This window comes from Pedococcus sp. 5OH_020, from assembly GCF_027812955.1.
Lineage (GTDB): Bacteria > Actinomycetota > Actinomycetes > Actinomycetales > Dermatophilaceae > Pedococcus.
Genome location: NZ_JAPYZV010000001.1, coordinates 688,384 through 701,385 on the forward strand (window position 1 = coordinate 688,384; position 13,002 = coordinate 701,385).

At 71.9% G+C, this 13,002-nt stretch carries 11 protein-coding genes; all 11 read left to right on the top strand.

Annotated elements, in window-relative coordinates; all coding sequences use genetic code 11:
- Positions 1 to 91: 91 nt before the first annotated feature.
- The 11 genes from PHA84_RS03060 to PHA84_RS03110 all read left to right on the top strand — a co-directional run bounded on the left by PHA84_RS03060 (position 92) and on the right by PHA84_RS03110 (position 12,982).
- Positions 92 to 1,099: a GNAT family N-acetyltransferase gene (locus PHA84_RS03060; protein ID WP_270886610.1), complete on the top strand. Its 1,008-nt coding sequence runs from the start codon at positions 92 to 94 to the stop codon at positions 1,097 to 1,099.
- Positions 1,100 to 1,177: 78 nt separating this feature from the next.
- Complete coding sequence (locus PHA84_RS03065) at positions 1,178 to 1,486, top strand: thiamine-binding protein (RefSeq protein ID WP_270886611.1); 309 nt, start codon at positions 1,178 to 1,180, stop codon at positions 1,484 to 1,486.
- A gap of 153 nt (positions 1,487 to 1,639) precedes the next feature.
- Positions 1,640 to 4,753, top strand: coding sequence for an FtsX-like permease family protein (locus PHA84_RS03070; protein WP_270886612.1), 3,114 nt, complete (start codon positions 1,640 to 1,642; stop codon positions 4,751 to 4,753).
- Entirely contained in the window at positions 4,750 to 5,595 is an 846-nt protein-coding gene (locus tag PHA84_RS03075) for an ABC transporter ATP-binding protein (RefSeq protein ID WP_270886613.1), read from the top strand. Before PHA84_RS03070 ends, PHA84_RS03075 begins: the two co-directional genes overlap by 4 nt.
- Positions 5,588 to 6,325 (top strand): ABC transporter ATP-binding protein, encoded by a 738-nt coding sequence (locus PHA84_RS03080; RefSeq protein ID WP_270886614.1) that lies wholly within the window; start codon positions 5,588 to 5,590, stop codon positions 6,323 to 6,325. Before PHA84_RS03075 ends, PHA84_RS03080 begins: the two co-directional genes overlap by 8 nt.
- 10 nt (positions 6,326 to 6,335) lie before the next feature.
- On the top strand, positions 6,336 to 6,851 hold the full coding sequence (locus PHA84_RS03085; RefSeq protein ID WP_270886615.1) for a MarR family winged helix-turn-helix transcriptional regulator: 516 nt from the start codon (positions 6,336 to 6,338) through the stop codon (positions 6,849 to 6,851).
- A gap of 81 nt (positions 6,852 to 6,932) precedes the next feature.
- Positions 6,933 to 8,720 (top strand): acyl-CoA mutase large subunit family protein, encoded by a 1,788-nt coding sequence (locus PHA84_RS03090; RefSeq protein WP_270886616.1) that lies wholly within the window; start codon positions 6,933 to 6,935, stop codon positions 8,718 to 8,720.
- A 141-nt stretch (positions 8,721 to 8,861) separates the two neighbouring features.
- Positions 8,862 to 9,572 (top strand): hypothetical protein, encoded by a 711-nt coding sequence (locus PHA84_RS03095; RefSeq protein WP_270886617.1) that lies wholly within the window; start codon positions 8,862 to 8,864, stop codon positions 9,570 to 9,572.
- Positions 9,569 to 10,567 carry a hypothetical protein gene (locus PHA84_RS03100; RefSeq protein WP_270886618.1) on the top strand — a complete coding sequence of 333 codons (999 nt, stop codon included), beginning with the start codon at positions 9,569 to 9,571 and terminating at the stop codon, positions 10,565 to 10,567. Before PHA84_RS03095 ends, PHA84_RS03100 begins: the two co-directional genes overlap by 4 nt.
- Positions 10,568 to 10,601: 34 nt before the next feature.
- Positions 10,602 to 11,627, top strand: coding sequence for a tetratricopeptide repeat protein (locus tag PHA84_RS03105; RefSeq protein WP_270886619.1), 1,026 nt, complete (start codon positions 10,602 to 10,604; stop codon positions 11,625 to 11,627).
- 44 nt (positions 11,628 to 11,671) lie between these two features.
- Positions 11,672 to 12,982 carry an ATP-grasp domain-containing protein gene (locus tag PHA84_RS03110; RefSeq protein ID WP_270886620.1) on the top strand — a complete coding sequence of 437 codons (1,311 nt, stop codon included), beginning with the start codon at positions 11,672 to 11,674 and terminating at the stop codon, positions 12,980 to 12,982.
- Positions 12,983 to 13,002: the final 20 nt, after the last annotated feature.

Below are 13,002 nucleotides of genomic sequence, written 5' to 3' on the forward strand. Positions count from 1 at the left end.
GTCGGGCCTCGACCATGCCTGGGTGGCGCAGACCGGGCATGCGGCGAAAACCAGTGGCTCAGTGCGGGAAGGCGTCTCTACCGTGGGCCGTATGGAGATCCGCCCCCTCGACCGCGAGGATCCCACGGAGCTGGCGCGGTACCACGCCATCAGCGTGGCGGCGGAGCGGTTCGAGCGACCGTACGCGGCGACGTGGGGGCTGCGAGAGATGACGGTCGAGCTGACCGAGGACGACCCGATGGAGCGCAAGGACGCCGTCGTGGCGGTGGATGCAGACACGGTCGTCGGGGCCGGCATCGCCTGGTCCTCGCTGACCGACAACCTCCACCTGTCATGGCTCATGCCGTGGGTGGAGCCCGACCGCCGGCGCCGTGGCATCGGGTCCGCGGTGCTCGCCGAGCTCGTCGCCCTGTGCCGAGCCGACCGCCGCACCGACCTGGTGATGGAGACGTCGTACCCGTTCGAGCGCCGGGAGGACCATCCCTACCGCCGCTTCGCCGAGAAGAACGGGTTCCAGCTCGCCAACACCGAGATCGGCCGCGTCCGTGACCTTCCGGTCGAGGACGTGGACCTCGACGCCCTGGTGGAGGAGGCGGCACCCCATCACGCCGGCTACCGCGTCGAGACCTTCGAGGACCCGCTCCCGGACGAGCTGCTCCCGTCGTTCTGCGCCGCCCACAACCGGCTGGCCGTCGACGCGCCGGGAGGCGACCTGACGTTCGAGCAGGAGGCGCTGACCCCCGAGCTCGTCCGGGTGCACGAGGACCAGCGGCGTAGGCAGGGCCGGCGCAAGATCACGACGGTCGCGATGACCGAGGCCGGGGAGGTGGTGGGGTACAACGACCTTGTCGTCCCCGACGAGGACCTTCCCAACGTCTGGCAGTGGGGCACGCTGGTCGTGCCTGCCCATCGTGGCCACCGCCTGGGCCTGGCCATGAAGGCGCGCGGCCTCAAGGAGCTGCAGGGGCGGGTCGGGCCAGAGCGCACCAGGGTGCTGACCTGCAACGCCGAGCAGAACGCCCCCATGGTGTCGATCAACGTACGGCTGGGGTTCCGACCGGTCGAGGTGACGCCCGCGTTCCTGCTCCGTGTGCCATGAGCTGTGATGACCGCAGGCTGGTCGTGTCCTACCCCGGCGGGGTGCGGCACCGTCGGCGGCGCGGCATACGGTGGGCCCATGCTCGTTGCCTTCTCCGTCGCCCCGTCCATGGCCGCCGACTCCACCGGCTCGGTGAGTGAGGCGGTCGCGGCCGCCGTCACCGTCGTGCGCGAGTCGGGACTGCCGCACCGCACCGACTCCATGTTCACCACTGTCGAGGGCGAGTGGGACGACTGCCTGGCCGTGGTGAAGCGGGCAGTGGACGCCGTCGCGGCGTTCGGACCCCGGGTGAGCCTGGTCCTGAAGGCCGACATCCGGGAGGGGTTCAGCGGCGAGCTGACCGGCAAGCTCGACCGGCTGGAGGCGGCGATCGCCGCTCAGGGATGAGGGCTTCCGTGGTGTGACGCGCGCGTGGACGGTCGCCGTCGGGCCGCTGGACAGTACCCATCGTTGCGGGAATGTAGCCGTCCACGGCGCCACGTGAGCCTAGGGTCGAGCGGGAACACCGATCTGCGAGACGCGACAGGGAGGCGCTGCGACGTGTGGGCTGCCATCCGCTATCGCCGCGCCCAGGCAGCCTTCCTGGTCCTGCTCTCCACCCTGGTGAGCGCGTGCGCCGCCTTCGCGCCCCTCTACCAGCGCTCCCTCGAGCAGGCGCTGCTGAGGACCGCTCTGAGCTCCGCCAGCGTGGCCGACACGGCGCTGGTCGTACGCGGCGGTCGGGGGCCGGCCAACCCGTCGTTCACGAGTGCCGCACTGGAAGCCAGCGTCCCGCAGCGCGTGAGAGCTCTCTACCGGACTCCGATCGGGGCCATGACGGACTCCGTCGAGATCCGGCCCGCGCCGAACAAGAAGCCGTCGCCCGCCACTCTCGTCAGCCGCGACCGGGTGTGTGAGCACCTGCGGATCGTCCCCGGCACGTGCCCTTCGGCCAAGGACGAGGTGCTCGTGTCCCGGGCGGACCTTCGCAGCTGGGACTGGAAGCTCGGGCAGGTGCTCGCCACCCCGGTCCCCGGAGCCGGGGGAGCTGCGCCCGCCCTGACCCGAAACCTGAAGATCGTCGGTGCCTACGAGGTCCTGCCCGCGCCGGCGTACTGGATGCGGACCCGGCTCGACGGCAAGTCCGGAACCCCGCTCGTGGTCGGAACAGAGGTCCTCCCCGGGGTCGACGACCTTGTCACGTCCGAGGCGACGTTCGACTCGGACTGGCGCCAGGCGCAGGCCACCCTCGCCTTCCCCCTGGATCGCCGGCTCTTCACCCTGGACAGCCTCGGCGAGATCTCGGAGCTTCTGCACGGCTCGGGGACCTCGAGCCGGCAGGGCATCGACGGCGCGTTGGTGGAGACTCGGCTCCCCGTCCTCATCGACGGCATCAGGGTCGGGCAGCAGCGGCTCCAGGTCATCGTGCCCCTGCTCATGGCGCAGCTCGGGCTCCTGGCAGCCGCGGTCCTCCTGCTGGTGGCGCAGGCGGCGGTGGAGCAGCGACGCCCCGAGGCGGCCTTGGCGCGGCTGCGCGGCCATAGCAGCCACGGTGCTGCCCGGCTGGTCAGGCGCGAGCTCACCGTCACCGTCGCACTGGGCCTCCCGCTTGGCTTCGCCCTGGCCGTGGTTCTCACCGCCGCGCTGCGCAGGGTCGTGCTCCCCGCCGGCGTGCCCTTCGAGGTGCCGTGGCAGTCGCTCGCCGGCCTCGCGACCGCAGCGCTGGTCTGCGTGGTGATGATCCGACTGGCGGCCAGCCCGGTCCAGCGGCTCACCATCTCGGCCCTGCTGCGCCGCGTCGGGGGTGAGCGCAGACGCCGGGTCGGGCTGGTGGATGCCCTTGCAGTGGCGCTGGCCGCCTTCGGCGTCATCGGTCTGGGCACGGGAAGCCTCCAGGGGCCGCTCGCCCTCATGACTCCGACCCTGGTCGCGCTGGCCGCCGGACTGGTGACCTCCCGCCTCGTGGTGCCCGTCGTGGCAGCCTCCGGCCGGGCCAACGTCCGGCGGGGCAGGGTTGGCGCTGCCCTGACGGCCTTCGGGCTCGAGCGCCGCCCGGCTCTGCGCACCGTTGTCACCGTGGTGAGCGTCGCGGTCGCGCTGACCGTGTTCGCCGCGAACGCCGTGGTGGTGGGGGAACGGAACTGGACCGCCCGGGCGCAGCTGGAGACCGGCGCTCCCGTGATGCTCGACACAGACAGCCGTAGCCCCACCGCCCTCCTGTCGGCGGTGCGCAGAGTCGACCCCAGCGGAGACGTCGCCACTCCGGTCGCGGTGGTCCGCAGGACGGACCCTGGGTCCACCGCCACGCTGGCGGTGGTGAGCGGCGACTTCGACGGCCTGGCGTTCCAGCCTCGTGGAACGACGTACCGCCTGGGCGCCCTCGCCCCGCCGGACGTCGCCTCTGTGCAGCTGCGGGGGACCCGCGTCACCGGGCGGATCACGTGGGACCTGGCCATCCCGGCCGGCGAGACGGTGCAGCTCCCTTCGGGTCAGTCCGGTCGGCCACGCCCCCCGGTGACCGAGCCAGGTGGTGACCCCTCGGAGCTCCGGATCAGGGTGACCACTCCCGATGGCCAGCGGCTGACCAGGCTGCTGGCGCAGGTGCCCCTGCAGGGGAAGGGCTCGGCGGACCTCGACGCGCCGCTGCTGTGTCCACGCGGGTGCCGGCTGGACGGCCTGGAGTTCCGCAAGACGGCCGAGCTCGTCAGCGCGGTGACCGGCCGTCTGACGATCACCGGTCTGGGGCTCGACGGCAGGTCGCTCCGCCTGTCCTCGCCGCGCCAGTGGAACCGGTTCACCGCTCCCGCGACGTCGAGCCAGGACACGCTGCGGCTGCTCCCGAGCCGGGGCGACACGATCGCGTTGGAGATCGTCAACACAGGGTTCTCGGTGGAGCTCGACCACGCCGACGTCCCTGCGGTTCTTCCGGGGCTGCTCGCCGGACCCGTGCCGCCCGGAGGCTCGGTGGCGGGCTTCCAGGCGCTCGGAGTCAACGGGACGCCCGTGACGGTCTCGGCCGAGCAGACGGTGCCCGCTCTGCCCGTGCTGGGTGGCCAAGGCGTGCTGGTCGACTACGAGACGCTCGCCCGGCTGGGCGGAACTCTCCCCGATACCGGCCGCCTGTCGGTCTGGGTGGGTTCGCCGGCTGATGCCGACCGCGTGTCCGCCGGCCTGGCCGCCCAGGGCGTCACCGTGCTGGGTCGCCATTCCGAGGCGGAGAGCAAGGCAAGGCTCGACGAGTCCGCCGCTGCTCGCGGCCTGCGCCTCGCGGTGTTCACGGGGGTCATGGCCGTGCTCCTCGCGGGACTCGTCGTCATCGTCCTGACGGTCACGGGTTGGCGGGTGGTCGCCCGCGACATGGCGGCCCTGCACCTGTCAGGGGTGCCGCTGGCCGTGCTGCGCCGGGCGCTCGTCGCAGAGCATGTCGTACCGGTCGTGGTGGGGGCCGTCGTGGGCCTGGTCTGTGGCCTCGTCAGCTCGGTGCTGGCCATGCCGCTGGTTCCGTTGTTCGACAGTGCCGCTGACCCGGTGCCGCCGCTCGACCTCGGGCCGGCCCTGCCCGCGGTGGCTGCCGTCGCTCTGCTCGTCGTGGGGGTTCTGGTCGCGGTGGCCTGCGCCGCCGCGCTGGGGGCCGGTCGCCGGATCGCTCTGCGCCGCATCAGGGACTCGCTGTGACGCGCGGCCTCAGGGTGACGACGCGCGGGCTGGTGCACATCTACCGGGCCGAGGGCCACGACGTCGCGGCGCTGTCCGGCGTTGACCTCACCGTTGCGCCCGGGGAGGTCGTGGGACTTCTGGGGCCGTCCGGTGCGGGCAAGTCGACGCTGCTGACCCTCTTCGGCGGACTGATGCGGCCGAGCGCCGGCCGGGTGCTGGTGGGGGACCACGAGCTGTCCACGATGAGCGAGGCCGACCTCGACGGGTTCCGCGCGGCCGAGGTCGGGCTCGTGCTGCAGGGCGCTGCTCGCAACCTGTTGCCATACTTCACCGCCCGCCAGAACGTCGACTTCGCCCAGCAGCCGGCGCGCCGTGCCGGGCGAGACGTCCCGCCCCCCGGCGAGGTCCTCGAGCTGGTCGGTATGGACGGTGCGGCGACCCGCCCTCTTGGCTCGCTTCCGCCCGGCCAGCTGCAGCTCGCGGCCCTGGCCGTGGCGCTGGCCAGCCGCCCGGGGCTACTGCTGGGCGACGAGCCCACCAGCCAGCTGCACCACTCCTCCCGTGACCTCGTCCTCGACACCCTGCACCGGGTCAACCGCGAGTGGGGCACCACCGTCGTCGTGGTGACGCACGACCCCGATGTGGCGGCCCGCCTTCCGCGCACGGTCACCATCCGGGACGGTCGCGTCGGTGGGGAGGGTCGCTCGGGTGAGGAGTACGCGGTCGTGTCGGCCGACGGTTCGCTGCCCCTGCCTCCGGCCGCGGTCGACGCGTTCCCTCCCGGAGCGCTGGTCCGGGTGCACGAGATCGAGGGCGTCTGGACCCTGGTCCCGGAGAGCGGGGGTCTTCAGGATGGCTGAGGGCGAGAGCCTGCGCGGGTCGCTCGCGCCTGTCGGGGCGGTCGGGCCGCAGGAGTGGATCGAGTCTGTCGACACCCCGCCCCTGCGGCTGTCCGGGGTGACGGTGCGGTATGGCGACACTGTGGCCGTGGACGCTGCCGAGCTCGAGGCGTACGCCGGTGAGCTCATCGCCGTGACAGGGCACAGCGGCGCGGGGAAGTCGTCCCTGCTCTGGGCAGTCGCCGGCGCCGTGCCGTTCGACGGCACGGTCCTGCTCGGCGCGGATGCCGTCACGGACAGGGCGCAGGCGGCCTCGTTGGGGATCGAGGTCATCCCGCAGGGAAGCGCTCTGGCCGTGCTGCTCTCGGCGCACGAGAACGTTGCTCTGCCGCTCCTGGCCCGTGCCGTACCGGCGGATCTGGCCCACCGTCGTGCGTCGAGTGCGCTGCGCGCCGTAGGCCTGGAGGAGTCGGCCGCCCATCTGGCCGAAGAGCTCAGCGGAGGACAGCAGCAGCGCGTGGCCGTCGCCCGCGGTCTGGCGCTGCACGGGCGGGTCCTGCTCGCGGACGAGCCGACCTCGGAGCTCGACCACGACAACCGGGAGAGGGTCCTGGCCCTGCTGCGGGCCGAGGCCGACCGTGGTGCGATCGTCCTGATGGCGACGCACGACCCCGAGGCGGCCGAGGCGGCCGACGGGGAGATCCGGCTCGACGATGGACGGGTCGACAGCGTGAGGTTGCCGCAGGGCTAGCCTGCTGCGCGTGCCGAAGCCGATCCGCCTCCCCTTCGACCCGATCGTCCGGGCGGCCCAGCTGTGGACCCAGCGCTGGGGGCGCAGCTCGCAGCCCCTCGCGATGGCGAGCGCGACCTCCGTCATGCGGGTGCAGCAGCTGCTCATCAGCGAGTACGACGCCGTGGTCGGCAGGCACGGGCTCAGCTTCGCCCGGTACGAGGCGCTGGTGCTGCTTGCCTTCAGCCGGGAGGGCCGACTGGGGATGAGCAAGATCGGGCAGCGGCTCATGGTCCACCCGACCAGTGCGACGAACATCATCCAGCGTCTCGCGGCGCAGGGGTTCGTCGAGCGCATCCCCAACCCGCACGACGGCCGCGGCACCTTGGCGGTGATCACGACGGCGGGTCACGACGCCATGGAGGCCGCCACGGCCGACCTCGTGGCCATGCGCTTCGCCCTCGGGATGCTGTCGGCGCAGGAGCACGAACAGCTCTTCGAGCTGCTGCGGAAGGTGCGGCTGGGCGCCCACGACTTCGAGGCCTGACACCCCAGCCGTGCGGGGGGGGTGGGGGTCAGGCCGACCCCGACGTGACATTTACTAGGACGTCCTAGTAAATTGAGCCCCATGCCCGACACCCCTGCCGATACCTCCGCCGCCGCCTCCGCTCACCGCTCCCAGGGCGCTGCCCGTTGGCAGGCCCGCTATGACTCCGCGCTGGCCAAGGGCCAGGTCCGCGACGCAGACTTCACCACGCTCTCCGGTATGCCGGTCGAGCCGGTGTACGGGCCGGCGGAGGGCGAGTCGCCGGACCGGATCGGCTGGCCGGGCGAGTTCCCCTTCACCCGAGGGCTCTACCCCACCGGCTACCGCGGCCGCACCTGGACGATCCGCCAGTTCGCGGGCTTCGGCAACGCCGTGCAGACCAACGAGCGGTACAAGATGATCCTCGAGCGCGGTGGTGGTGGCCTGTCCGTGGCGTTCGACATGCCGACGCTCATGGGCCGCGACTCGGACGACCCGATGAGCCTGGGGGAGGTTGGGCACTGCGGCGTCGCCATCGACTCGGCGGCGGACATGGAGGTCCTGTTCCACGAGCTGCCGCTCGCGGACATCACCACGTCCATGACGATCAGCGGCCCCGCCGTGCCGGTCTTCTGCATGTACCTCGTGGCCGCGGAGCGCCAGGGGGTCGACCCGGGCGTCCTCAACGGCACTCTCCAGACCGACATCTTCAAGGAGTACATCGCCCAGAAGGAGTGGCTCTTCGCTCCTGAGCCACACCTGCGCCTCATCGGCGACCTCATGGAGTACTGCGCGAACCACATACCGGCGTACAAGCCGCTGTCGGTCTCCGGGTACCACATCCGCGAGGCGGGCTCGACGGCCGCGCAGGAGCTCGCCTTCACCTTGGCCGACGGCTTCGGGTACGTGGAGCTGGGCCTGGCGCGCGGGCTCGACATCGAGACCTTCGCCCCCGGACTGTCCTTCTTCTTCGACAGCCACCTCGACTTCTTCGAGGAGATCGCCAAGTTCCGGGCCGCGCGCCGGATCTGGGCCCGTTGGATGCGCGACGTCTACGGCGCCCGGACCGACAAGGCCCAGTGGCTCAGGTTCCACACCCAGACGGCGGGCGTCAGCCTCACGGCCCAGCAGCCGTACAACAACGTGGTGCGCACCGCGGTCGAGGCGCTCGCCGCGGTGCTGGGAGGGACCAACTCGCTCCATACCAACGCCCTCGACGAGACGTTGGCCCTGCCGACCGAGCAGGCCGCCGAGATCGCGCTGCGGACGCAGCAGGTGATCATGGAGGAGACCGGTGTCGTGAACGTCGCCGACCCGCTCGGCGGAAGCTGGTACGTGGAGGCGCTCACCGACCAGATCGAGGCGGAGGCCGACAAGATCTTCGACCGCGTCCTGACCCTCGGCGGCAGCGACCTCACCTCCAGGGACACCGAGAAGCTTGCCGAGGCGGTCCACCGAACCGCTGAGGCGGGGCCGACGGCCTTCGCCCGGATGCCCATGACCAAGGGCATCCTGCGAGGGATCGAGGAGGGCTGGTTCATGTCCGAGATCGCGGAGGCGGCGTTCCAGTACCAGGTCTCCCTCGAGAAGGGTGACAAGCGGGTGGTCGGCGTGAACTGCCACACCGGGTCGGTGAGCCACGAGCTCGAGATCCTGCGGGTCAGCCACGAGGTGGAGCGCGAGCAGGTCGCTGCCCTCACCGCGCGCAAGGCCGCCCGCGACGAGGCGGCGGTCGGGCAAGCCGTCCGGCACCTCGTCGACGTGGCGCGGACCAGCGACAACATGGTCCCCGCCATGCTGGAGGCGGTGCGTGCCGAGGCCACCCTGGGAGAGATCTGCGACGCGCTTCGGGACGAGTGGGGGGTCTACCGGGAGCCTGCGCGGTTCTGACGCTGGGGCTTGCGTCCCGGCGTCCTCTCCCGCTGGCCCGTCGCACGAGATTTGTCCTCGCGGGGGGCCGTGGGTCATGGTGGAGGACATGCCGGCTCGGGGCCGCTCCCACGCCGGTCCTCTCACGTAAGGAGCCTCGCTGTGTCGACGCTGGCCAAACGCGCCGCGCTGGTGGTGGTGGGCGTGGTGGGACTCGCCCTCGTGGCGGTCGGCGTCTGGTTCACCGCCCACCTCGGCGTCTCCGGCAGCGCCAGCTTCACGGCCACACCCGCCAAGGGCGCGGTCGTGGTGCTGGAACCGTCCCTGCTCAACCGCGTAGACCGGCCGGTGCGAGTCAGCGCCGTCGCCCGGGAAGGTGGGGTGTGGATGGGCCGGGCCGCGCCCTCCGACGTGCGCGCCATCGTCGGCAACGCGGCGCGGACCACCATGACGACCGCCCGGGTGGGCGACTGGTCGCTGCGGCAGTCCCGCGCCGGCGCCGGTCCCGCGGGCTCGCCGGACAACGCCGACGTCTGGCGCCAGACCTCCGCTGGCAGCCGCCGGGTGAGCCTGCTGCTCCGCCAGGCCGACGCCCCCGAGGCGGTCCTCATCGCCGCTCCCGCCGGCGGCGCGCCCGACCTTCGATCCGTCACCGTCACGATCGAGCGGCGCACCTGGGCGTTCCAGGCGCTGCTGGTCACCCTCGTAGGGCTGATCGTCCTGTCCGCCACCCTCGGCGCGCTCTGGTATGACAGGCGTGGGGGAGCACAGTCCAGGGAGGTCGGGGAGCAGGCGGCGGCAGCCGAGGACGAGACGGGCCCCGCCGGTGCCCCGGCCTCCGCACGCCGGTCGACGAGGGGGGCCTCTGCATGAGCGCGGACTCCCTGAGGCGACGTGGGCCCCTCGTCGCCGTTGTCGGCGCAGCGCTCGCTCTCGGCGTGACGGCCTGCGGCTCGGTCGCCGGCGTCCACGAAGCCCCCAGCCAGGTGACGACCGTTGCCCCACTGGGCGGGCTCAAGGCCCAGGAGATCACGGCCCGTGTCCTGGCCGAGGCCGAGTCCGCAGCAGTCGCCCCGCCGGGCCAGGCAGCGGTCATCCGACGCCGCGCGCTCACCGGCCCGGCACTCGCGGTGGCAGAAGCAGCCGCCCGCCTGGGTCCCAACCCAGGGAGTCCCGGGGCGCCGATCCGCAAGAGCGAGCCGCCGAAGGTCCTGGCCGTCTCTCGAGGGACCGGCTGGCCTCGCGTCATCCTCGCCCGGACGACCGGAGCCGACGGCGCCACCCGGCTCAACCTGCTCAGCTCACCGGACGCCCGCACGGCCTTCAGGCTCGCCTTCGCGGCCACCATGCACCCTGGGGCCACCGTGCCGGCGATCGACCCCCTGCCACAGGGCTCACCCCTGGTCCTCGACGGTGCGGGCCTCACCGTGGCGCCGGACGCGCTCGTGCGCGAGCTCGCAGCCGGGCTGGCCTACCCCAGACCCGCCGCGACGCCGCACGTCCTGACCACAGACCCGTTCTCCGTCGCCGTGCGGGCCAACGCCGCGGCGCAGGCGAAGGCGTTCGGCGGACTCGCGACGTTGACGCGCAGCCACCAGCCGCAAGCCGGGGCGAGTGTCGCGCTTGCCCTTCACGGGGGTGGGGCCGTCGTCTTCGCGCTGCTGCAGCGGACCGACTCCATCACGCTGAAGCCCGGGGGGAGGTCGCTGACGCCGAACGCGCAGTTCCAGCACCTCGTGGGTAAGAGGACCCTGACCCGCAGCGCAGAGCTCAAGACGTACGAGACCGTCGTCCTCACGCTGCCGCCCGAAGGCAAGGCGAGCGTGGTCGCCGTGGACGAGGTGCTCTTCTCGGCCAAGGGCGCCTGAGCGTCAGCCACGGCCGTACGCAAGAATCGTTGCCATGAGTGATCAGCCGTTGACCGCTGGAGGCCTTCGGGGCGCCGTGGACCTCACCGCCCTGCAAGGCCGGCCCGCTGGCGGAGCGGGAGCCGCCGGAGGAACCGCAGGCGCCGGAGCCGCCGGGGCGTCGGGCGGGAACCGTCCCTCACAGTCGTCGGGCGCCGCAGCGTCGGGCCCGGGCGATGGGGTGCCGGGCCGCTCCGGCATCCTGGTGCAGGGCACGGACACCAACTTCACCGAGGTGGCGAACGCCTCTGTCGGGGTGCCGATGCTCGTCGTGCTGTGGGCCTCGCAGCTGCCGGCGTCCCGCGACTACCTCGACACCGTCGTGGCGGTGGCCCGCTCCTACGAAGGCCGCTTGCAGGTGGTCGGCATCGACGTTGACCAGAACCCCGCCCTGTTCCGGGCCTTCCAGGTCCAGAGCGTTCCCGTGACCCTCGGGCTGCTCCAGGGCCAGCCCGTCCCCATGTTCGCCGGCGCCCAGCCGCCGGAGGCGCTGCGCCCCATCCTCGACGAGCTGCTCGCGCTCGCCGTGCAGCACGGGGTGACCGGGCGCGTCGAGGTGCTGCCGGACGACGACGGGGCCGGCGTGGACGACGCAGCCGAGGCTCCCCTGCCACCGCTCCACCAGGAGGCCTACGACGCCATCGAGCGCGGTGACCTCGCGGCAGCGCAGGCGGCGTACGCGCAGGCCTTGAAGGAGAACCCGGGCGACGCTGAGGCGGAGCTGGGCCTGGCCCAGGTCGGGCTCCTGCAACGCACCGAGGGGGTGGACCTTCAGGCCGCCAGGGCCGCGGCCGCAGACCGTCCCACCGACGTGGCCGCACAGACCCTCGTCGCCGACCTCGACGTGCTAGGTGGCCATGTGGAGGACGCCTTCCTTCGGCTCGTCGACCTCGTCAGGGCCACCAGCGGTGAGGACCGGGAGGCTGCCCGCGGTCACCTGCTCCAGCTCTTCGCCGTGGTGGGCGCGCACGACGAGCGCGTGCGCAAGGCCAGGACAGCGCTGATGAGCGCACTTTTCTGAGAGCACCGCTTTCGGGGTCGGCGATCTGCCGACAGGATGGGCCCATGCCCACATCGCAGGAGCACCTCGTCGGACTGTTGCTGGGAGCGGAGGGGGACTGGCCACGCGCCTTCGAGACCCTCGCCGCTCGGCTGGGGGTGGTGAAGGCCAAGGACGGCTCCACCCATTCGCTTCGGACCGAACGTGTCAGCATCGAGCCCTTCAACCTGCGCGACAAGCCGCGGCACGAGCTGGTCATCGACCGCCTCGCGTACTGGTACTACCACCCGCGGGAGTGGCTGAAGAAGGTCGCGCTCATGGACGACGTGTACCTGCTCAACAGCCCCTTCACCTTCCAGTCCATGGAGAAGCACTCGGCGTACTGTGCACTGCTCCGCCTGGGCATGAACGTGCCGGACACCGTGCTGGTCCCGTACAAGAACCCCGTGGACAACGCCCGCTGGGCGTTCACCTCCGCCAAGTACAACAGGCCGTTCGACCTCGACGCGATCGCCGAGCAGGTGGGCTACCCCATGTTCATGAAGCCGTTCGACGGTGGAGCGTGGCGCGGGGTGTCGATGATCCGCACCAAGGACGACCTGCACGCCGCGTACGACGACTCCGGCGAGATGCTGATGCACCTGCAGAAGGCGGTCGACGGCTACGAGGTCTTCGCCCGAGCGCTGACCATCGGCCCCGAGACCATGGTCATGAAGTTCCGGCCGGACGAGCCGATGCACAACCGGTATGCCGTGGAGCACGGCTTCCTCTCGCCGTCGGTCGGCACCGAGGCCGTGACCATCGCCCAGACGGTCAACGCGTTCTTCAGGTGGGAGTTCAACTCCTGCGAGATGCTCGTCAAGGACGGTGTCGTCTACCCGATCGACTATGCCAACGCCTGCCCGGACGTGGCGGTGACGTCGCTGCACTACTACTTCCCGTGGGCGATGAAGGCCCTGCTGAAGTGGTCGGTGTTCTGCCTGGTCACCGGCCGCAGAGCCAAGACGCAGGTGGACACCGGTCCCTGGTTCGACGTGGCCGACGACCCGGACCTGGACTACGCCGAGAAGCTCCAGGCCTACCAGGCGCTCGCCGACGCGCACTTCGAGACGGAGCGGTACCGCGAGTTCTGCGAGACCGCCCTGCCCCACCTCGACGAGCGCGTCCTGGAGTGGGTCGACTCGCCGGACTTCAGGAGCCTTCTCACCGACACGATCCGCTCGACCTACCCGGAGCACGAGTGGGACTCGTTCGAGGGCCACTTCGGGGGGTTGACCGGTCTGTGGGTCTCCGACGAGCGGTCCCGCCTGGGCGCCGGCGCGTCGACTGCCGACGAGGCCGCGGTGGGTGGCCCCGCGCCGGCAGTCGCCGACTGAGCCCGCGGGCGCTCACGCAC